This is a genomic window from Microbulbifer sp. Q7 (assembly GCF_001639145.1).
GTDB lineage: Bacteria > Pseudomonadota > Gammaproteobacteria > Pseudomonadales > Cellvibrionaceae > Microbulbifer.
In genome coordinates this window covers 1940909-1962965 of sequence record NZ_LROY01000002.1, presented here as the reverse complement: position 1 = coordinate 1962965, position 22057 = coordinate 1940909, and the positions used below count along the sequence as shown (strand labels likewise).

Here is a 22057-nt window from a genome sequence, read left to right as displayed (position 1 = left end):
GGCGTTGAGTAGAGCCGCTTTCGTGTGTGGAAAAACGGCAAATTATAAAGAGTGCGCGAACAGCGCAGGGAAATGATCCGTCATGGGTGCAGTGAAAAAACAGCCACAACAGCCGGGAATTGCCCGCTGGCGCTTTGCGCTGGTGGCCGGTTTGCTGTGTCTGCTGGCTGTTGCCCTGGTTGTGCACCTCGCCGGTTTGCAGGTGCTCCCGGAACAAGATAAGGGCTACCGCTTCCTGCAGGACCAGGGGCGTGCGCGCACCATTCGCACCGAGGAAATTGCCGCTTACCGGGGCTCGATACTCGACCGCAACGGTGAATTGCTGGCGGTAAGCACCCCGGTTCAGACGATCTGGGCCAACCCACAATTATTGAAAGAGGCGAGTGCGGAAGAGCTGCGCGCCCTGGCGGCAGCCCTGGGTGCTCCCGCCGCGCGTCTGGCCAAGCGTCTTGAGAAGTACCGCAACAAAGGCTTCATGTATCTGCGCCGGCACATGATGCCGGAACAGGCCAACGCGGTGTTGGCGCTGGATATCGCCGGGGTCTACAGCAAAAAAGAATACCGCCGCTTTTACCCCGCCGGTGAGGTCACGGCGCAGCTACTGGGCTTTACTAATATTGACGACCTCGGTCAGGAGGGGCTGGAGCTCGCCTATGAGCAGTCCCTGGCTGGCGAAGCGGGTAAGCGCCAGGTGGTGAAAGATTTGAAGGGGCGCACCGTGCAGGATCTTGCGGTCAAGCAGGAAGCCCGCCCGGGGCGCGACCTTCAGCTCACGATCGATATGCGGCTGCAGTACCTGGCGTACCGGGAGCTCAAAAAAGCGGTGTCGGAAAACGGCGCCGCTTCCGGCTTTATGGTGATTCTGGATACTCGGAGTGGGGATGTGTTGGCCATGGCCAACCAGCCGTCCTTCAATCCGAACAACCGCCAGGGTGTAAAGGCGGCGGCGATGCGCAATCGCGCACTTATCGACCAGTTTGAGCCCGGTTCCACCATCAAGCCGTTGACCGCATTGGCGGCGCTGGAGACCGGACGCTATCAGTCGCATACCCGTATTGATACCAGCCCCGGGTATATCCGCCTACCGGGCAAGACTCTGCTGGATCCGGTGAATTTTGGCGAGATTGATCTGACAAAAGTCATCACCAAGTCCAGCCAGGTGGGCATCACCAAGGTGGCGATGGACCTGGAGCCGGAGTCCCTGCGCGGACTCTTCTACCGGATGGGGCTCGGCGAGGCGGTAGGCAGCGGGTTTCCCGGGGAGGCGCCGGGAATCTTGCCGACTCGGGATCGATGGCATCCCATAGAATTGGCGAATTTTGCCTTCGGGTATGGGTTAACGGTGAACGCCGTACAGCTTGCCCAAGCCTACAGTGTGGTCGCTAACGCCGGGCTCAAGCGCCCGGTTTCGCTGATTTTGGCCCAGGGTAAAACGGCGCCTGCGGACGGTGAGCGCGTTGTTGATGCTGCGCTGGCACGGGAAGTGACCGCCATGCTGGAGACCGTAATTGGTCCTGAGGGCACCGGTAAACGCGCGGCAGTGGACGGTTACCGGGTGGCGGGCAAGACGGGTACCGTGCACAAGGTCGGTAGCGAGGGTTATGTAGACAATCGATATCGCTCGGTGTTTGCCGGATTCGTGCCTGCAGACAATCCACGCCTGGCCGCGGTGGTGGTGATTGATGATCCGAGCCATGCCAAATATTACGGCGGTGAAGTCGCCGCGCCGGTTTTCGGCAAAGTTATGACCGGTGCTATGCGCCTGCTGCAGGTGCCGCCGGAGAAGATCGCCCCTGCGGAGCAGCAGTTGGCGACACAGCTGGACGAGAGAGGTACAACATCGTGACCCAGCCTAACGAACAACAGAATCGCAAAGCATCCCTGAATGATCTCGTGCCGGGATACGCGGGTATTCCGGATGTTGCGGTAACGGGTGTAGCCCTGGATAGTCGCCAGGTGAAGCCCGGGGATGTGTTTATGGCCCTGCGCGGCACCGTGGTGGACGGCCGAGAGTTTATCGATGCCGCTATCGACAATGGTGCTGCGGCAGTACTCGCCGACGGTGATGTACTGGGCGCTCGCGAACACAACGGCGTTCAGGTCGTTACCGTACCGGGGCTTGCGGCGCGTGTGGGTGAAATCGCGGCGCGTTTTTACGGGCATCCCTCAGAGTCCATGTACCTGGTGGGAGTGACCGGCACCAATGGTAAGTCCACTTGTGCCTACCTGACTTCGCAGCTGCTCGCGAAGCATTTTGGCTGTGCGGCCGTGATGGGCACCATTGGCAACGGCGTGTGGAAGAGCGGTGAGATTACCCTGCAGGAAACCGGCCTGACGACGCCAGATCCTGTGCGTCTGCAAGCGGATTATGCTGCTTTTGTTCAGGATGGCGCGCGCGCCGCGGCGATGGAAGTATCGTCTCATTCGCTCGCTCAGGGGCGGGTACACGGCCTGGTTTTCGACACCGCGGTGTTCACCAACCTGACCCGGGACCATCTGGATTATCACGGCAACATGGCCGCCTATGGTGCGGCGAAAGAGAAGCTGTTTGGCCTGCCAAAACTCAAGCGTGGCGTGATCAATATCGATGACCCGTTTGGCGCACAGATGGTGGAGCGCTGCAAATTGCGCGGGTTAAAGGTTATTACCTATGGCCTGCAGTCAGGCGATCTGCAGGTGCGCGATCTCAAGCGCCTTGACGACGGATTTTCCGTGCGTCTGATTACTCCCTGGGGTGAAGGCGAGCTGCACGCTCCGCTGATCGGCGACTTCAATATTCACAACACCTTGGCGGTAGTGGCTGCTGCCGCGTCTGCGGGTATGTCGCTCGACAGTATTCTCACGGAATTCCCGAATATCCAGCCGGTTCCGGGTCGCATGGAACGGGTGTCTGGCGCTGATGCGGATGAAGTTAACGTGCTGGTGGATTACGCGCACACCCCGGATGCATTGCGAGCCGCTCTGGAGGCAGCGCGCCCCTATTGCCGGAACAAACTGTGGTGCGTGTTTGGTTGTGGCGGTGATCGCGATAATGGCAAGCGCGCGCCGATGGGACGAATCGCCGCAGAACTCGCGGACTACACGGTAGTGACCAGTGATAATCCTCGTGGTGAAGACCCGCGGGCCATCGTCGATGAAATCCTTGCGGGCATTGACGGCGGCACCGACAGCGATCGCTGTACGGTAAAGGTCGATCGCGCCGAAGCTATCCGTTACGCCATTCATACGGCCGCCCCTGGCGATACTATTTTGATTGCCGGCAAAGGACATGAAGACTACCAGTTGATCGCGGGTGAAAAACTGCATTTCTGTGATCGCGAGCAGGCGTCCATGGCGATGGCGGATCGTAAAGACCAGACACTGGAGGGTAGCCGCGGATGATTGCCCCCCTGTCCTTGCAGCAGTTGCAGCAGCGCTTCGGTGGAGAGTTGCTGAACGGGTCCATCGAATTTAGCGCGGTGTGCACCGATACGCGCAAGCTCGACAATGAAGCGCTGTTCGTCGCTCTGCGTGGGGAAAATTTCGACGCGCACGACTTCCTCGATCAACTGGAAGGGCGCGTGCGTGGCGTCGTCACCGAACAGCCGATTGAAGGCTCAGAGCTACCCCAGTGGGTGGTCGCTGACACCACCATAGCACTCGGTCAGATTGGCCTGCTGTGCCGTGAACAATTCGACGGGCCGGTGATCGGGATAACCGGATCCTGCGGCAAAACGACCGTCAAGGAAATGCTGTCGGCCATTTTTGGCCAGCGCCACAAGGTGTGCGTGACCCAGGGCAACCTGAATAATCATTTTGGCGTTCCCATGACGCTCTTCTCGCTGGAGCCTAGGCACCAGGTGATGATCGTGGAGATGGGCGCGAGTGGACCTGATGAAATCGGCTATTTGTGCAGCATTGCCAAACCGCAAATCACCGCGGTGAACAATGTCATGCCGGCACATGTGGAAGGCTTCGGCTCGATCGATGGCATCGCCACCGCCAAAGGGCAGATATACACCAGCCTGCAAACCGGCGGTGTTGCGGTGGTCAACGCCGACGACAATTACGCAGACTACTGGCGCGGCAGAATGCCCGAGGGCGTGCGCACCCTGGAGGTCGGTTTCGGCCATCAGTGGGCGGTGCACCCGGACAACATCGTGTTGAGCGCACTGGGTTGCCCGGCATTTGACCTGGTGATTGAAGGCGTGTCGCACCCGGTGAAGCTGCAGCTGCTGGGCGAGCATAACGTGCATAACGCACTGGTGGCTGCCGGCTGCGCCTATGCCGCAGGTATCCCGGTGGCGGAAATCGCCGAGGGACTTAGCCTTGCGGGCAGTGTCGGCGGACGCATGCAGTCCTTCAGGGGAAAGTCCGGTGCTGCCGTAATCGATGACAGCTACAACGCAAATCCCGGATCCGTCAGTGCGGCGATTGAACTGCTGGCGCAACGCGACGGCAAGAAGATTCTGGTGCTGGGGGATATGGCGGAGCTGGGGCCGGATGCCGACAGGTCGCACCGGGAAATGGGGCGCCTGGCGTTGGAGCGCGGAATCGATCAGCTGTTTACCCTCGGTACATTGAGTGCGGCAGCGAGTATCGAGTTCGCTTCCGGCCATCAACACAGCCCGAGAAATTTTTCCGAGCGCGAGGCCCTGGTTCAGGCGCTGGTGCCGGAGTTGGATGAAGGCACCACGGTGCTGGTGAAAGGTTCCCGCAGCGCGCGTATGGAACTGGTCGTACAAGCGCTTACCGACGGGAATGAATAAAGGTTTTAACGATGCTGCTATGGCTAGCTGAATATTTACAACAGTATGTAAAAGGCTTTTCGGTCTTCAACTACCTGACGGTGCGCGCCATTCTCGGCGCGCTTACCGCGTTGGGGATTTCGTTGCTGGTGGGACCCCGCATGATTACCTGGCTGAACCGTCTGCAGGTGGGCCAGGCGGTGCGCGATGACGGTCCGCAGTCGCACCTGAGCAAGTCCGGGACCCCAACCATGGGCGGCACCCTGATTCTGGCCGCCATTTTTTCCGGTGCGTTGTTGTGGTCGGATCTCAGTAATCGCCTGGTATGGGTGACGCTCCTGGTGACGTTCGTGTTTGGTGCGGTTGGGTTTGTCGATGACTACAAGAAAGTCGTCGAGAAGAATTCTCGTGGACTGATCGCGCGGTGGAAGTATTTCTGGCAATCGGTAGCGGGTCTGGGCGCGGCGATTTACCTGTATATGAGTGCGACCTCACCGGCGGAGACGCAATTGTTTGTGCCGTTTTTCAAGGACGTTGCGATCAACCTGGGCCCGGTGGGCTTTATTGTGCTGACCTATTTCGTGGTGGTTGGCTCGAGTAATGCGGTCAACCTGACCGATGGCCTGGATGGTCTCGCGATCATGCCCTCGGTGATGGTGGGCGGCGCACTGGGCGTTATCGCCTATCTGGTCGGCCACGTGGAGTTTGCCACCTACCTGCATATCCCGTCGATTTCGGGCGCCGGCGAGCTGGCGGTGTTCTGTGCGGCGCTGGGCGGGGCAGGGCTTGGCTTCCTCTGGTTCAACACCTACCCGGCGCAGGTTTTTATGGGTGACGTGGGCGCACTCGCGCTGGGTGCGGCACTGGGAATCATCGCGGTGATTACCCGCCACGAGATTGTGCTGTTCATTATGGGTGGCGTATTCGTGATGGAAACGGTGTCGGTTATTTTGCAGGTGGCATCCTTCAAGTTGACCGGCAAGCGCATTTTTCGAATGGCGCCTCTGCACCATCATTTCGAATTGAAGGGCTGGCCAGAGCCGCGAGTGATCGTGCGTTTCTGGATTATTACCGTGGTTCTGGTGCTCGCCGGACTGGCGACCCTGAAGCTGCGCTGACGTGAAGATACTGACGGAAATTGAATAAGAACCAATGAACCTCATCGCAACCTCAGAGAAAAAAGTGGTGATCGGGCTGGGCGCTACCGGGCAATCGGTCGTGCGCTTCCTGCTGCGCCAGGGTTTCTCGCCGGTTGTGGTGGATAGCCGCGAAGCACCACCCGCACTGGAAGCGTTCCGTGCCCAGTACCCGGACGTGCCGGTTGAGTGTGGCCCGCTCAGCAAAGAAACCCTGCTGGCGGCCAGTGAGATTATCGCAAGCCCCGGAATCGGGGTGGCCGAGCCGGCCATCGCCGCGGCTGTGGCGGCGGGCATTCCCGTGATTGGCGATATCGAGTTGTTCGCGCGTGAGCTGGCCAAGGCTGACCCCGCGCCCAAATTGATCGCGATCACCGGCTCCAACGGCAAGAGCACCGTCACCACACTGATGGGTGAAATGGCGCGAGCGGCGGGTGTGGATGTGCGCGTGGGTGGCAACATTGGTGTGCCGGTGCTGGATCTTCTGGCCCCCGGTGAAGCGCTGCCGGAACTGTTTGTGCTGGAACTGTCCAGCTTTCAGTTGGAAACCACCTATTCCCTGCGCTCCGATGTCGCGACGATTCTGAATATGAGCGCCGACCATATGGATCGTTATCCGGACATGGCGGCCTATCACCGCGCCAAGCAGCGGGTGTATCGGCATGCGCAACAGTTTGTCATCAACCGCGCCGACCCGTTGACCCGTGGGCCTTTGTCGCGGGAAAGCCGTGAGTGGAGCTTTGGTCTGGACCGTCCGGACCTGCAGCAGTTTGGATTGATCGAGGAGGCCGGTGATCGCTGGCTGGCACAGGGCGCCAAAAAGCTGATGCCTGCGCGTGAGATGGGAATGGTGGGTAGCCACAACGTTGCCAACGCGCTGGCAGCTCTGGCGCTGGGTAATGCGGTGGGCTTGCCGATGGACGCGATGCTGGATGCATTGCGTCACTTCGCTGGTTTGACTCACCGTTGTGAGCGCGTGGCCGATTGCGCGGCTGTCACGTTCGTGAACGATTCCAAGGGCACTAATGTGGGGGCGACGCGCGCAGCCCTGGATGGGCTTGCCGATAGCAAATGCAAAATTGTCTTGATTGCCGGTGGCGACGGCAAGGGTGCGGACTTCTCTCCGCTGGTCGAGGCGGCGCATACCCTGCGCGGTCTGGTAACCATCGGTGTGGACGGCGTGAAAATCGCGCAGGTATTTGCAGGAAAAGTGCCCCTGCAAGCCGCTGAAACGATGGACCAGGCGGTGAGCAAAGCGGCCGAAATGGCGCAGCCAGGTGATTACGTACTGCTCTCTCCGGCCTGCGCCAGTTTCGATATGTACCGCAACTTTGAAGCGCGCGGCGAAGATTTTCGTCGTGCGGTGAATAACCTGGTGGATACCTCTGCGGTGACGCACGGCGCAGGAGGTGGTCAGTGAGCCGAAAAGAGCGCGTGGCCCTCGAGGTGGCGGCAAATGATCAGGCTGACGAGTTTGCCTGGGTGTTGCCATTCTGTGTTCTGGCCCTGGCGAGCATTGGTGTCGTGATGGTGGCCTCGGCTTCCATTGCATTCGCTGCCGATGTGTACGGTGATTCCTGGTACTTCCTGAAGCGGCATCTGGTGTTTCTCGCGGCCGGCGCGTTTGGGGCGTTCGTAGTGAGCAGAGTGTCTCTGGCGATCTGGTCCAACCTGTCCTGGACCCTGCTGTTTTTTGCGCTGGGTATGCTCCTGATCGTGCTGATTCCGGGTGTGGGGCGCGCGGTGAACGGCAGTATGCGCTGGATTGCGCTGGGACCGATTACGGTACAGCCGGCGGAGATCGCAAAGTTTTGCTGCCTGATTTTTTTCGCCAGCTTCCTGACTCGGCGACATGAAAAGCTGCGCCACTGGAGCAGTTTTATGGTGCCAATCTCGGTGCTCGGCATTGTGGCGGTACTGTTGTTGCTGGAGCCGGATTTTGGCTCTGTGGTGGTTATTTCGGGCACGGCACTGGCGATGGTGTTTCTCGCCGGCGCGCGCTTGCCGCACACATTTTTACTGGTGGGGCTCGCGGCCTGTGGGTTGGTATTGATGGCTCTGGTGAGTCCTTACCGATTGCAGCGTTTGACCACCTTCATGGATCCCTGGGGCGAGCAGTTTGCAGGCGGGTACCAGTTGACCCAGTCACTGATCGCTTTCGGCCGTGGCGAATGGTTTGGCGTGGGCCTGGGGAATAGTGTGCAGAAACTGTTTTATTTGCCGGAGGCGCATACGGATTTTGTATTTGCCATTCTGGCGGAAGAGTGGGGCATGCTGGGTGGGCTGGTTGTCATCGCCCTCTATGCGACCCTCACCTGGTCGTTGCTGCGCCTGGTGAGAAAGGCACTGGCGAAGCAGGCCTTTTTTGCCGCGCTGCTGACCTTCGGCATTGCGGTACTGCTTGCAGGGCAGGCCTTTGTAAATATGGGTGTGGCATCCGGACTGCTGCCCACCAAAGGGCTGACGCTGCCCTTTGTCAGCTCCGGGGGCTCCAGCCTGGTTGTGTGCTTCGCCCTATTCGGGCTGGCATGGCGTGCGCAGAAAGAACTGAGTAGCGAAGCGCCGGTCTCCGAGGGGAGCATTGCGCGTATCCGGCAGTTGCCGATTTTTAACCCACTGCAACTGGGCGACCGAAAAACCGGGGAGGCTGCGTAATGACGGAATCGAACAGCGCACCTTTTGTCGGTAAGAAATTTCTGGTGATGGCCGGCGGCACCGGTGGGCACGTGTTTCCTGCCCTCGCCGTGGCCCGTGCCCTGCAAGCCCAGGGTGGTTCGGTAGAGTGGCTCGGTACCATGCGCGGCATCGAGGCGCAGTTGATCCCCGCGGCGGAAATTCCGCTGCATTTCATCACGGTGGAAGGGATTCGTGGAAAAGGTGCCGGTGCATTGTTGAAAGCGCCCCTGCAAATCAGCAAGGCGATCTGGCAGGCGCGCCAGGTGGTAAAGGCGCTGCAGCCGGATGCGGTGTTGGGTTTTGGCGGATTCGCGACCGGACCCGGCGGTGTCGCAGCGCGGCTCGCGGGTATCCCGTTGATTATCCACGAGCAGAATGCTGTGGCAGGTACCACCAACCGCTTGCTGGCAAAAATCGCCAGCCGGGTACTGGAAGCTTTTCCAAGCGGCTTGCCGGCAGCAGTAGAGGTGGGTAACCCGGTGCGGCCGGAAATTGCCGCACTTCCAGCACCGGCAGAGCGTGTGGGTAAGCAGACCCCAGCCCGATTGCTCGTTTTGGGTGGCAGCCTCGGCGCGGTGGCGATCAATGAACTGGTGCCGCAAGCGCTGGCAAGGATATCGGCAGAAAAGCGTCCGCGGGTTATTCACCAGGCGGGGCAGCGGCATCTCGATCTGGCGCAAGAGGCTTATGAGCGCGTCGGCGTGGATGCAAGCGTGGTGCCGTTTATCGCCGATATGGCAGAAGCCTACGGGCAGGCGGATTTGGTGATTTGTCGCTCCGGTGCACTGACGGTATCGGAAATTGCTGCAGCGGGTGTGGGTGCCATTCTGGTGCCTTTCCCGTTTGCCATTGACGACCATCAGACGAAGAACGGTGAGTGGCTCGAAAGGGCCGGGGCAGCGCGCGTGATCCAGCAGGATGCGCTGGATGCCGGCGAACTGGCGGCCTTACTGGAGTCTCTGTTTGCCGCACCGGAAAAATTAATGGCCATGGCGGAAGCGGCACGCCGCGTCGCCCGGCCGGATGCGACCGATCAGGTATTGGCCGTATGTCGCGAAGAGATGGGGTGTTGATATGTCTCGCGAAGCGAACGAAGAAGTTGGAAATTCAGAAAACGTTGGACAAGACATGAACACAGGCGAAAGCCACTACCACGTGCCGATTATGCGCCGTACTCGCCGCATCCACTTTATTGGTGTGGGCGGTGCCGGCATGAGTGGTATCGCCGAGGTATTGCAGAATCAGGGCTACGAAGTTTCTGGGTCGGATCTGCGGGAGAGCAAGGTCACCGAACGACTGCGCAAGTTGGGTGTACAGATTCAGATTGGGCACACCGCAGACAATGTGCGCGATGTGGATGTTGTGGTGAACTCTTCGGCCATTTATGGCGATAACCCGGAGCTCGTGGCTGCGCGGGAAAATCGTATTCCGGTCGTGCGCCGCGCAGAAATGCTCGGCGAGTTGATGCGCTATCGCTACGGTATCGCGGTCGCCGGCACCCATGGCAAGACCACCACCACCAGCCTGATCGCCTCTATTTTTGCGGCCGCGGGCAAGGATCCGACATTCGTGATTGGAGGCCTGGTGAACAGTGCCGGCACAAACGCGGCGCTGGGTGAGAGTCGCTACCTGATTGCGGAAGCCGATGAAAGTGATGCGTCTTTCCTGCACCTGCAGCCGATGGTTACGGTGGTGACCAACATCGATGCGGACCATATGGAAACCTATGGTGGGGATTTCGAGAAGGTTAAGCAGATCTTTATCGATTTTATCCAGAATCTCCCGTTCTACGGTCTTGCCGTGGTCTGCGGGGATGATGCCAATGTGCAGGAAATTATCCCGCGGATGGCGCGCCCGGTGACGACCTACGGGTTCACCGAGGACAACGATTTTCGTATCAGCGATGTGAAGCAGGAGCCGTTGCGCAGCTGTTTCACCGTGCATCGCCCGGGCGGCGACGCGCTGGATGTGTGCGTCAATACACCGGGTATTCACAACGTGCTGAATGCGACTGCGGCGATTGCGGTGGCAACAGAAGAGGGTGTCAGTGACGAGGCCATTCGTGAAGGCTTGAACGGGTTTCAAGGGGTTGGTCGCCGTTTCCAGATTTACGGCGAGTATCCGGTGAGTGACAACGCCGAAGCAGAAAAAGTGATGCTGGTGGACGACTATGGCCACCACCCGCGGGAAGTGGCTGCCACCATAAAAACCGTGCGCGATGGCTGGCCAGAGCGCCGCCTGGTCATGGTGTACCAGCCCCATCGCTACACCCGTACCCGCGATCTGTTCGAAGATTTTGTACAGGTGTTATCGCAGGTCGACAAACTGGTTCTTCTGGATGTATATAGCGCCGGTGAAGCGGTGATTCCGGGTGCCGATGGCCGTACGCTCGCGCGCAGCACTCGCAATCGGGGACAGATAGATCCGATCTTCGTAGAAAGTGTGGATCAGGTGCCCCCGATTCTGGCGGATCTGCTGGAGCCCGGCGATATCGTGTTGACCCAGGGTGCCGGCAATGTGGGCGGGCTCGCGCAGCAATTATCGGAATGGCGACTGGGCGATCACGCGCGTTCCGCGGACTAGGTGACAAGCGGGAATACCGTGGCAAAAGCGAAAAACTTGGCGAGAGAAAAGGCCCAACCGAAGAAGGGCCGTGGCAAGCAGGCACCCCGCGGTGCGCGTGCACTGCCCAATGCCGATGCATCGACGGGACTGCGGCCCCTTCGATTGCTGCTGATGCTGGGTTTTCTGGTCATGGTGGGTGCGGGGCTTGGGTATAGCGCCCGTTGGTTATGGCAGCAGGCGCCCGCGGTGGAATTGAGCCGAGTGGATGCGCTGGAAAACGTGCGGGTCAAGGCGCCCTTCCGCGCTGTCACCGAGCGCGAGGTCGAAGACATCCTGTTGCCATATTTACGCAACGGATTCTTCTCGCTGGATATTGGCGAGTTGCGGGCGGCCCTGATGGCCAACCCCTGGATTGTAAATGCCGCGGTTAGCCGCCGCTGGCCCAACGGCGTTGAAGTGGTGGTGGAAGAGGCTGAGCCTCTCGCCATCTGGGGTGGCGATCAGCTGCTCATTGCCAGTGGCGACTTGCTGCCCCGGCCAGACAATTTGAAGGATTTGCGGTTGCCGGAGTTGGCCGGCGATGCGGAGCTGGTGGAGCGAATCATGGTGCAGTACCAGGCGCTGGCCGGGTTGCTGACCACAAAGGATATGGAAGTACGCCGTCTGTCGTTTGACGATTTGGCGGGGTGGCAACTCGAGCTGGTCAGCGGAATTCGCCTGCAGCTCGGTCACGACGAGCTGCTGGAGCGGGTGGGCCGCTTTCTCAGCTTGACGCGGGGCGTACTGGCGCCGCATCTGCAAAAAATTGTGGGGGTTGATACCCGCTATAACAATGCAGTTGCGGTGCAATGGAAAACGAAAGATAAAACAGAAAACTGACAACAAAATAGGCAGATAAAAAGCCGGGCCTGGCCCTGATCCGACATGTGCAATGTGGGTCGGCGCGAGAGTCCAGCGAGGTTGAAAATCCAATGACGCAAACAACAGAACCACGCATGATCGTTGGCCTGGATATTGGTACATCCAAGGTCGTCGCGATTGTCGGTGAGGTCACCGGAGATGGCGAGCTGAATATCGTCGGTATCGGTTCCCACCGCTCCACCGGTATGAAGCGGGGCGTGGTAGTAAATATTGAATCCACGGTGCAGTCGATCCAGCGCGCAGTCGAAGAGGCGGAGCTGATGGCTGGCTGTGAGATTCACTCTGTCTACGCCGGGATTGCCGGTAGCCATATCCGGAGCCTGAACTCCCACGGCATTGTTGCGATCAAGGACCGAGAGGTGACTCAACAAGACCTGGACCGGGTAATTGACGCTGCGCGCGCGGTGGCCATTCCTGCGGACCAGAAGATTCTGCATACGCTGCCGCAGGAGTACTTGATCGACAGCCAGGAGGGCGTAAAGGAGCCGCTGGGTATGTCCGGTGTGCGCCTGGAAGCCAAGGTGCACCTGGTAAGTGGCGCGGTCAATGCGGCGCAGAATATCGAGAAGTGTATTCGCCGTTGTGGCCTGGAAGTGGAAGACGTGATCCTCGAGCAGCTGGCATCGAGCTATGCCGTGCTGACCGACGATGAAAAAGAGCTCGGCGTGTGCATGGTGGACATCGGTGGCGGTACCACGGATATCGCCGTCTTTACCGGGGGCTCCATCCGGCACACCGGGGTCATCCCCATTGCGGGCGATCAGGTGACCAATGATATCGCCATGGCCCTGCGTACGCCGACGCCGCATGCGGAAGAGCTGAAAATCAAGTACGCCTGTGCACTGGCCAAGCTGGCGCGCGAAGGGGAAACCATCAAGGTTCCCAGTGTGGGTGACCGGCCGCCGCGGGATTTGTCACGCCAGGCTCTGGCGGAAGTGGTGGAACCCCGTTACGACGAATTGTTTACCCTGGTTCAGGCCGAGCTGCGTCGCAGTGGATTTGAAGACTTGTGTGCCGCGGGCATCGTACTCACCGGCGGTTCATCAAAGATGGAAGGGGCTGTGGAACTGGCGGAAGAGATCTTCCATATGCCGGTGCGTTTGGCAGTGCCTCAGGGAATTTCGGGGTTGACGGATATCGTCAGTAACCCGATTTATTCCACCGGCGTTGGTTTGCTGATGTACGCGATCAAGGTGGAAGACAATAAACGGGGTAATACTACGATTCAGCGCAGCGAGAACCAGTGGTGGGATAAGGTCAAACACTGGTTCAGAGGCAACCTCTGAAGCGGAAAATAATTACCGGGATCGATAATTAAATTTGGACATGAGCAAAAAAGGGGAACAGCAATGTTCGAACTCGTAGATAGCGTACAGGACAAGCCTGTCATCAAGGTGATCGGAGTGGGCGGCGGTGGCGGTAATGCCGTCAAGCACATGATCGCCAGCGAAGTCGGTGGTGTGGACTTCATTTGTGCGAATACCGATGCACAGGCTTTGAAGGATGTAGAAGCGCAGACCATTCTGCAGCTGGGTAATACCATCACCCGCGGCCTGGGTGCCGGAGCGAACCCCGATGTGGGCCGTCAGTCTGCACTGGAAGACCGCGAGCGCATTGCGGAAGTGCTGACCGGTGCGGATATGGTGTTTATTACCGCCGGTATGGGCGGTGGCACTGGCACCGGCGGAGCGCCGATTGTTGCGGAGATCGCCAAGGACCTGGGTATCCTCACGGTGGCCGTGGTGACCCGTCCGTTCATGATCGAAGGACGCAAGCGCACCACTGTTGCGGAAGAGGGTATTCTCGAACTGCGCGACAAGGTGGATTCACTGATCACCATCCCCAACGATCGCCTGCTGGAGGTGCTCGGTAACAAGATCACCATGAAGGCTGCGTACCGGGAAGCGGACAACGTGTTGCTGGGTGCGGTGCAGGGTATCGCCGATCTCATGATCCGTCCGGGCATCATGAATGTGGATTTCGCCGATGTGCGTACTGTTATGTCTGAAATGGGCATGGCGATGATGGGCTCCGGCGCTGCGGTTGGCGAAAACCGCGCCCGCGAAGCGGCTGAGAAAGCCGTTCGCAGTCCGTTGCTGGACAACGTCAACCTGCAAGGGGCGCGCGGTATCCTGGTGAATATCATCACGGGTAGTGAAGACGCAGGCTGCCAGGAACTGACCCTGGGTGAGTACTCCGAAGTGGGCCAGATTGTGCAGGAAATTGCCTCGGACGATGCCACTGTGGTGATTGGCACCGCGGTTGATGACAAGCTGGGCGACGAAATGCGCGTTACGGTAGTGGCTGCCGGTCTCGGTGAAGCCAGTGCCCAGGCTGCTCGTCCGACCAAGGTGGTGGATAACACGCGTCGGCCAGAGGCGCGTGAGGCCGCTCGTGCGGCAGCACCGGCCGAGACCGCGCGTGAACCGCAGGATGTGCGCGGCAGCCGTGTCGAAAGTGATCGCTCCAAGCCGCGGTCTATGCCGCCCCTGAACCCGGCGGATCAGGATATGGAATATCTGGATATTCCGGCGTTCTTGCGTCGCCAGGCAGACTGATCCCGTCCCACTCCCACCGGAGTGCGGGGCGGAACCCATCTGCTCATGTCCTTGCCCGGCGTTTGCCGGGCTTCCGCCCGCTCCGGTGCGCGAGTTGCTGGCACCGGTGAAGGGGCGCGATGTGCCCCTTGTCCGGATCCATTGGATCGGGAATTCAGAAAGTCGAGAGTAAGATCAGTCAACGGGAGCCTCGCCAGGCTACGGTGACTGTTTGGTCTTGGTGTCGCCGCTGGCGTGATGGCACCCACAGTGAGAGGGAAGTGCCGTCCAATCGCGCGCGAGTTACATTTCTGTGCACTGGTTTGGCATTGCAGTCTTCCCGCTGCGCTATGCTTTAAAGACTAAGCACTGGAAGTTCGGCCTGGACCACAAGTGTGATCAATTTGTGACCGATGCGTTACTTGTAGTTTTGGCGTATTTTTTCTGTTACTATCGCCGGCTCGCTGCGATTCGTGCGCAGCTCACCGATTGGGAACCAAGACATAGATGATCAAACAGCGCACTCTCAAAAATGCTATTCGAGCCACGGGTGTTGGCCTGCATACCGGTAAGAAGGTCGTTTTGACTCTGAAGCCGGCGCCGGTAAACAGTGGCATCGTGTTCCGTCGGGTCGATCTGGATCCGGTGGTTGAGATTGAAGCGCGTGCAGAAAACGTGGGCGACACTCTGCTCTCCACCACGCTGGTGAAGGGGGATGTGCGGATTGCCACGGTTGAGCACCTGCTGTCCGCCATGGCTGGGCTGGGCATCGACAATGCGATTGTCGAGCTGTCCGCCCAGGAAGTACCGATCATGGACGGTAGCGCCGGCCCGTTCGTATTTTTGATCCAGTCCGCAGGTATTCAGGAGCAATCTGCTGCCAAGAAATTCCTGCGTATCAAGAAGCCGGTTACCGTGGAAGAAGGCGATAAAGTGGCCAGCTTCCTGCCGTTCAACGGCTTCAAGGTGTCCTTCACCATCGACTTCGATCACCCGGTGTTCCAGGGGCGCAACCTCAGCTCCTCGGTAGATTTCTCCAGCACCTCTTTTGTGAAAGAGGTGAGCCGTGCACGTACGTTTGGTTTCATGCACGAGATTGAATATTTGCGCTCCAAAGGCCTGGTGCAGGGTGGCAGTGTGGATAACGCGATCGTTATCGACCAGTACCGAATCCTGAACGAGGGCGGTCTTCGCTACGAAGATGAGTTCGTCAAGCACAAGATTCTTGACGCCATCGGCGACCTGTATCTCCTGGGTACCAGCGTTATCGGTGAGTTCAAGGCGTTCAAGTCTGGCCACGCGCTGAACAACAAGTCCCTGCGCACCCTGATGGCTCAGGAGGACGCCTGGGAAATGGTGACCTTTGAGGATGAGCAGGAAGCGCCAATCTCTTACGTTAAGCCGATTTTGGCGGTGTAAAAGGCAGAAATGGAAAAGCCGGCACAGAATTTGCCGGCTTTTTTACGTGCCCCGATCGGGCGCGGTGATCTTTGAGGCAGCCTGACAGCACCCGATGCTGGACAGGGTGTCAGTGGCCAAGGGGATGGCCATGGGCAATGCAGGAAGCGACAGCCCTTTCACTGTTGGAGCACCGCAGCTCCTGAACAGGTGAAAAATTAATATAAAACAACAAATAGTCGCAATTCTTGCACGCCAGATATGAAAATTATTCTCGTTAATGAGCGTGGGGGTGTCTCCCGCAGCTTCAACTTTGGAGGGCTGAGCAAAGCATTGCTCGGTCTCTGCCTGTTGGGGTTGCCCGTGGGTGCCTTGTGGCTGGGTGCGAATCTCCCCGCGAAAGAATCCGACGTGTTTGACGCCCGTGCGGTCAAGGCCTGGAACAAAGCGCTGCGCAAGCAGCAGGAAGAGATCCAGGAGGCCGACCAGCAGGCCCGTGAACAGCTCACTGCACTCACCGTCAAGCTGGCGGAAATGCAGGCGCGCCTGACCCGTCTGGATGCGCTCGGTGAGCGCCTGACTACCATTGCCAAGCTCGACGAAGGTGAATTCCAGTTTGGCAGTGTCCCCGCCCTTGGAGGCCCGGAGGATCCGGGTATCAGTGGTGGCAGCGAGCTGCCGTATCAGCCCCCCGAATTCCTTGAGGTCATTGGCGCCCTGTCGGATCAGATTGAAGACCGGCAGATGCAGCTCTCGACACTCGACTCTCTTATGGCCCGGCGCCAGCTACAGGATGAGCAGTTTATCGCCGGGCGTCCGATCACCCGCGGCTGGATGTCGTCCCGCTACGGCTATCGCACCGATCCCTTCAGCGGGCGTCGCTCCTGGCACAAGGGGGTGGATTTCGCTGGCAAGAATGGCTCCGACGTCGTCTCGGTGGCCGCGGGCGTCGTGACCTGGGCGGAAGATCGCTACGGCTACGGTCAGCTGGTTGAAATCAATCACGGCAATGGCTACAAGACTCGCTACGGCCATAACAGCGAGCTCAAGGTCAAGGTCGGCGATATCGTGAAGAAGGGGCAGATCATTGCCCTGATGGGCTCCAGCGGCCGCTCCACCGGCCCCCACGTCCATTTTGAAGTGTACAAAAACAACCGCCCGGTAGACCCCGCCACCTATATCCGCCGCACCGGCAGATAACAACTATCCTCTATCATTGCGCGGCAGGACACTTGTAATCCTGTAGTGGCGCCCGCAACTTCAATCATGGTTGCGGCGCCTGGCGCCTTCCTGTTTACTTGCACCTTTTCCGCGCAGCGGCTCACAGCCCCGGGCCCGCGGGCACACTCAGCTTTAATGTGGTTTCTGAATAATGATTGGCAAACTGATAAAAACGGTCTTTGGCTCAAAAAATGACCGAGAACTCAAGCGTATGCGCAAGATGGTCACCAAGATCAACGCGCTGGAAGATGAGTACAAGGCGCTGGACGACACCGCGCTGAAAGCCAAAACCGATGAATTCAAGCAGCGCCTGGCCGACGGTGAGACCCTCGACCAGATTCTGCCGGAAGCCTTCGCCGCGGTGCGCGAGGCCAGTGACCGCACCCTTGGCATGCGCCATTTTGATGTACAGATGATCGGTGGTATGACCCTGCACGAGGGGCACATCGCGGAAATGCGCACCGGTGAGGGTAAAACCCTGGTGGCCACTTTGCCCGCGTACCTGAACGCGCTCGAGGGCAAGGGCGTGCACATCGTGACCGTGAACGACTATCTCGCCAGCCGAGACGCCAATTGGATGCGCCCGGTATACGAATTCCTGGGGCTGACCGTGGGCATCGTGGTATCCCAGCAGCACCCGGAAGACAAGAAAGCCGCCTATCAGGCCGACATCACCTACGGCACCAACAACGAATTTGGCTTCGACTATCTGCGCGACAATATGGTTCTGCGCAAGGAAGATCGCACCCAGCGCCCGCAGAATTTCGCCATTGTGGATGAGGTGGACTCGATCCTGATTGACGAGGCGCGTACCCCGCTGATTATTTCCGGTGCCGCGGAAGATTCCTCGCAGCTCTACATGGCGATGAACAAGCTGGTTCCCCAGCTGGAACGCGGTGAAGAGGGCGGCGAAGGCCATTACACGGTGGACGAGAAGACCCGTCAGGTGGAAATGACCGAAGACGGCCACCAGCTGATTGAAGACCTGCTAACGCGCGGGGGTCTGCTGAAGGAAGATGAATCCCTGTACGCGCCCGGCAACCTGGGCCTGCTGCACCATGTCAATGCGGCACTGCGTGCCCACGTACTGTTTAATAAAGATGTGGATTACATCGTGCAGAACGGTCAGGTGGTGCTGATCGACGAGCACACCGGACGCACCATGCCCGGCCGACGTCTCTCGGAAGGTCTGCACCAGGCGCTGGAAGCAAAAGAAAACGTACAGATCCAGAGCGAGAGCCAGACCCTGGCTTCTACCACCTTCCAGAACCTGTTCCGTTTCTATCCCAAGCTGGCCGGTATGACCGGTACCGCGGATACCGAAGCCTTTGAATTCCGCCAGATCTACGGTCTGGATGTGGTGGTCATTCCCACCAACAAAGAGAAGCAGCGGCAAGACCTGAACGACCTGGTGTACCTCACCAAGGAAGAAAAGCTCGAAGCGATCATCGAGGACATCAAATACTGCCGGGATAAAAAGGCGCCGATTCTGGTGGGTACGGCTTCCATCGAGACCTCGGAAGAGATGTCTCGCATGCTGCAGAAGGCCAAGATCCAGCACCAGGTGCTGAACGCCAAGTTCCACGAAAAAGAAGCCCAGATTATTGCCCAGGCCGGTCGCCCGGGCACCGTGACCATCGCCACCAACATGGCGGGCCGCGGTACGGATATCGTGCTGGGTGGTAACTGGGAAGCGGAAGTCGAAGAGCTGCAGCAGCGCGAGGGCCGTGAAGCGACGGCGGAGGAGATCGACAAGATCAAGGCGGAGTGGAAAGAGCGCCATGCCACGGTGATTGAGGCCGGTGGCCTGCATATCATCGGCACCGAGCGCCACGAGTCCCGCCGTATCGACAACCAGCTGCGCGGTCGTGCCGGCCGACAGGGTGACCCGGGCGTGACCCGTTTCTACCTGTCACTGGAAGACAACCTGATGCGCATCTTCGCCTCCGACCGGGTGAAGAACTTTATGCAGATGCTGGGTATGGAGCGCGGTGAAGCGATTGAACACCGCATGGTTTCCAATGCCATTGAGAAGGCCCAGCGCCGTGTGGAAGGTCGCAACTTCGATATCCGCAAACAGTTGCTGGAATACGATGATGTGGCCAATGACCAGCGCCAGGTGATCTACTCCCAGCGCAACGAGCTGCTGGAAGCCGAAAGCATTACCGATACCATCAACGCGATCCGCGAGGATGTGGTCAACGAGTTGATCTCGAGCCATGTGCCGCCGCAAAGCGTGGAAGAACAGTGGGATATCCCGGCCCTGGAGCAGCAGCTGGCGAGTGAGCTCGGTTTGCAGTTGCCTGTACAGCAGTGGCTGGACGAAGACCGTACCCTGCACGAAGAAAGCCTGCGCGAGAAAATCGTCGAGGCTGCGCAGCAGGGCTATCAAGACAAGCTCGCGCGTATTGCCGAAAGCACCGGCGATGAAAGCCTGATGCCGACGATCGAGCGTCAGGTGATGCTGCAGGTCCTCGACCAGCTGTGGAAAGAGCACCTGTCCAGCATGGATCACCTGCGTGCGGGTATTGGTTTGCGCGCCTATGCGAACAAAAACCCCAAGCAGGAATTCAAGCGGGAATCCTTCCACTTGTTCCAGAGTTTGCTGGATAACCTCAAGCACGAAGTGATTCGGGTACTGGCCCACGTGGAGCCGATGACCCGCGAGCAGATGGAGGAGATGGAGCAGCGCCGTCTGGAGGCACAGCGCCGCCAGCAGCTGGAGCTTCAGCATGCGCAGGCCTCTGCGATACCTGACGTGGAAGCGGCTGCTGAGCCGGCGGCACAGGAGCCGGCACGTCGCGGCCCACGGGTGGGACGCAATGATCCCTGCCCCTGTGGTTCCGGTAAGAAGTACAAGCAGTGCCACGGCAAGCTGACCTCATCGACGCCAAGCTGATCACGGCGTAATCCGCAAAAAGGCCCGCTCTTACCAGCGGGCCTTTTTATTTATAATGCGCGCTCATACTGACATTGCTCAAGGACGTAATTGCATGGCGCCGCCACTTCCCCCGATTCCCGGTATCCGTCTCTCTGCCGTACCTGCCAAAATTAAAAACTGGCAGCGCGACGATCTGCTATTGATCGAAATTGCCGAAGGCGCCAGCGTCTCGGCGACATTCACCCAGAACGCCTTTTGTGCGGCGCCGGTACTGGTTGCCAAAGAGCATATTCGCCTGGGGGATATCCGCGCCCTGTTGATCAATGCGGGCAATGCCAACGCCGCTACCGGTGAACGTGGCTTGAAAACCGCCGAGCAGAGCTGTGAGGGGGTCGCTGAGGTACTGGGTATCAAGGCGGAGCAGGTACTGCCATTTAGTACCGGAGTGATCGGCGAGCACTTGCCGGTACAAAAGATTCTCGACGCATTGCCGACTGCTGTGGATAACCTCAAGGCGGATGCCTGGGATAGCGCTGCCAAGGCCATTATGACCACAGATACCCGCCCCAAGACGGCCAGTCGCAGGGTGGAGGTCGCCGGAGAAACCATCACCATCGCCGGTATCGCCAAGGGTGCAGGCATGATTCAGCCAAACATGGCGACTATGCTCGCCTACGTGGCCACCGATGCACGTATTGCGCAGCCGTTGCTGGATGCGCTGGTAAAAGAGGCCGTTGGGGCATCGTTCAACCGGATCAGTGTCGATGGGGATACGTCCACCAATGACGCTTGCGTGCTGATTGCCAGTGGCGTCACCGGAGCCGAAGTCAAACGTGACAGCGAGGCCTATGCGCAGTTGAAAGCGGCCATCGTCGATGTGCATATCGAGCTGGCACAGGCCATCGTCAAAGATGGTGAGGGCGCGACCAAATTCGTGACGGTTCAGGTCAACAATGCGGCGAGTTCGGAAGAAGCGTTGCGCATGGCGTTTGAGATTGGCGAGTCGCCGCTGGTGAAAACCGCGATGTACGCCTCCGACCCGAACTGGGGCCGACTGGTAATGGCCATCGGCAACGCCGGTGCTGAGAATCTGGATACCAGCAAGATCGATGTGTTTCTCGACGATGTGCAGATTGTTGAGGCGGGTGGCCGCGCGGACAGCTACACCGAGGAAGCGGGGCAGAAAATTTTTGAGCAGCCGGAGTTCACTATTACGGTCGACTTGCAACGGGGTGACGCTAGCGAACACATCTGGACCTGCGATTTCTCCCACGAGTATGTGACCATCAATGCGGAATATCGCACCTGATGAGTGAGTCGGCAATCAAACATATTCACGTTGCGGTCGGTGTCATTCTCGGCGCCGATGGCCGAATCCTGTTGGCCAAGCGACCTGATCACTTGCACATGGGTGGCCGATGGGAGTTTCCGGGCGGCAAGGTCGAGGACGGTGAGTCCATTCAGCGAGCGATGACGCGCGAGTTGAAAGAAGAGCTCGATATTGAAGTGAAGGCCATGGAGCCGCTAATCGAAGTTCGCCATGATTATGGGGACAAGCAGGTTTTCCTGGACACCTGGTTCGTTACTCGGTTCAGCGGAAAAGAGCGCGGTGTCGAGGGGCAGGAGCTGGCCTGGGTTTCTGTTTCGGAGTTATCTGATTTCCACTTTCCTGATGCTAATCAACCAATTGTCGAGGCGATACAAAAGAGCGGCCTTCATGGTTCTTAAAAGTACGAGGTGCCACTAGTTGGGTTGCGGGCAGTAAAGCAGCGGGTATTCGTTTTCGAAACCGCTGTGAATACATCCATGTACGCTGCGTCGGCGACGTCCCTGTCGCCGACGCTTTCGAAAACGAATCCCCGCTACTTTACTTTCGCTTCGGCCTCTGCGCATTGTTCGTTCAACAATGTAGCCTATTCAAAAGCGAGAATTTCAAATCTAAGACAAAGTGCTGGGTGTGGGTTTTCAGGATCGTCGCAAACAGGATGTTTGCGC

Annotated in this window: 16 protein-coding genes; all 16 read left to right on the top strand. The window is 58.8% G+C overall.

The window, feature by feature from the left end; all coding sequences use genetic code 11:
• The first annotated feature begins 82 nt into the window (after window positions 1-82).
• Window positions 83-1846, top strand: coding sequence for a penicillin-binding protein 2 (locus AU182_RS13875; RefSeq protein WP_066966408.1), 1764 nt, complete (start codon window positions 83-85; stop codon window positions 1844-1846).
• Window positions 1843-3381 (top strand): UDP-N-acetylmuramoyl-L-alanyl-D-glutamate--2,6-diaminopimelate ligase, encoded by a 1539-nt coding sequence (locus tag AU182_RS13870; protein WP_227718275.1) that lies wholly within the window; start codon window positions 1843-1845, stop codon window positions 3379-3381. Before AU182_RS13875 ends, AU182_RS13870 begins: the two co-directional genes overlap by 4 nt.
• Entirely contained in the window at window positions 3378-4748 is a 1371-nt protein-coding gene (gene murF / locus AU182_RS13865) for a UDP-N-acetylmuramoyl-tripeptide--D-alanyl-D-alanine ligase (protein ID WP_066966402.1), read from the top strand. The genes AU182_RS13870 and murF overlap by 4 nt, the downstream gene beginning before the upstream one ends.
• Window positions 4749-4759: 11 nt before the next feature.
• Complete coding sequence (gene mraY, locus AU182_RS13860; protein ID WP_066966399.1) at window positions 4760-5845, top strand: phospho-N-acetylmuramoyl-pentapeptide-transferase; 1086 nt, start codon at window positions 4760-4762, stop codon at window positions 5843-5845.
• A gap of 34 nt (window positions 5846-5879) precedes the next feature.
• Window positions 5880-7283, top strand: a complete 1404-nt coding sequence (murD, locus tag AU182_RS13855) for a UDP-N-acetylmuramoyl-L-alanine--D-glutamate ligase (RefSeq protein ID WP_066966397.1) — start codon at window positions 5880-5882, stop codon at window positions 7281-7283.
• Complete coding sequence (ftsW, locus tag AU182_RS13850) at window positions 7280-8518, top strand: putative lipid II flippase FtsW (RefSeq protein WP_066966394.1); 1239 nt, start codon at window positions 7280-7282, stop codon at window positions 8516-8518. The genes murD and ftsW overlap by 4 nt, the downstream gene beginning before the upstream one ends.
• Window positions 8518-9612 (top strand): undecaprenyldiphospho-muramoylpentapeptide beta-N-acetylglucosaminyltransferase, encoded by a 1095-nt coding sequence (murG, locus tag AU182_RS13845; protein WP_066966391.1) that lies wholly within the window; start codon window positions 8518-8520, stop codon window positions 9610-9612. Before ftsW ends, murG begins: the two co-directional genes overlap by 1 nt.
• 55 nt (window positions 9613-9667) lie before the next feature.
• The gene (gene murC, locus AU182_RS13840; RefSeq protein WP_066968167.1) at window positions 9668-11122 is read left to right on the top strand and encodes a UDP-N-acetylmuramate--L-alanine ligase; all 1455 of its coding nucleotides are present in this window, start codon (window positions 9668-9670) and stop codon (window positions 11120-11122) included.
• Window positions 11123-11158: 36 nt separating this feature from the next.
• The gene (locus AU182_RS13835) at window positions 11159-11983 is read left to right on the top strand and encodes a cell division protein FtsQ/DivIB (RefSeq protein WP_227718274.1); all 825 of its coding nucleotides are present in this window, start codon (window positions 11159-11161) and stop codon (window positions 11981-11983) included.
• A gap of 92 nt (window positions 11984-12075) precedes the next feature.
• Window positions 12076-13311 (top strand): cell division protein FtsA, encoded by a 1236-nt coding sequence (ftsA, locus tag AU182_RS13830; RefSeq protein ID WP_066966386.1) that lies wholly within the window; start codon window positions 12076-12078, stop codon window positions 13309-13311.
• A 63-nt stretch (window positions 13312-13374) separates the two neighbouring features.
• On the top strand, window positions 13375-14583 hold the full coding sequence (ftsZ, locus tag AU182_RS13825) for a cell division protein FtsZ (protein WP_066966382.1): 1209 nt from the start codon (window positions 13375-13377) through the stop codon (window positions 14581-14583).
• 486 nt (window positions 14584-15069) lie between these two features.
• A complete protein-coding gene (gene lpxC / locus AU182_RS13820) occupies window positions 15070-15981 on the top strand; it encodes a UDP-3-O-acyl-N-acetylglucosamine deacetylase (RefSeq protein ID WP_066966379.1) in 912 nt (303 codons plus the stop codon).
• A gap of 240 nt (window positions 15982-16221) precedes the next feature.
• Window positions 16222-17160 (top strand): M23 family metallopeptidase, encoded by a 939-nt coding sequence (locus tag AU182_RS13815; protein WP_066966376.1) that lies wholly within the window; start codon window positions 16222-16224, stop codon window positions 17158-17160.
• Between the two features lie 172 nt (window positions 17161-17332).
• Window positions 17333-20080 (top strand): preprotein translocase subunit SecA, encoded by a 2748-nt coding sequence (gene secA, locus AU182_RS13810; protein ID WP_066966374.1) that lies wholly within the window; start codon window positions 17333-17335, stop codon window positions 20078-20080.
• A gap of 94 nt (window positions 20081-20174) precedes the next feature.
• Window positions 20175-21371, top strand: coding sequence for a bifunctional glutamate N-acetyltransferase/amino-acid acetyltransferase ArgJ (gene argJ / locus AU182_RS13805; protein ID WP_066966371.1), 1197 nt, complete (start codon window positions 20175-20177; stop codon window positions 21369-21371).
• Window positions 21371-21790, top strand: coding sequence for an 8-oxo-dGTP diphosphatase MutT (gene mutT, locus AU182_RS13800; RefSeq protein ID WP_066966366.1), 420 nt, complete (start codon window positions 21371-21373; stop codon window positions 21788-21790). The genes argJ and mutT overlap by 1 nt, the downstream gene beginning before the upstream one ends.
• Window positions 21791-22057: the final 267 nt, after the last annotated feature.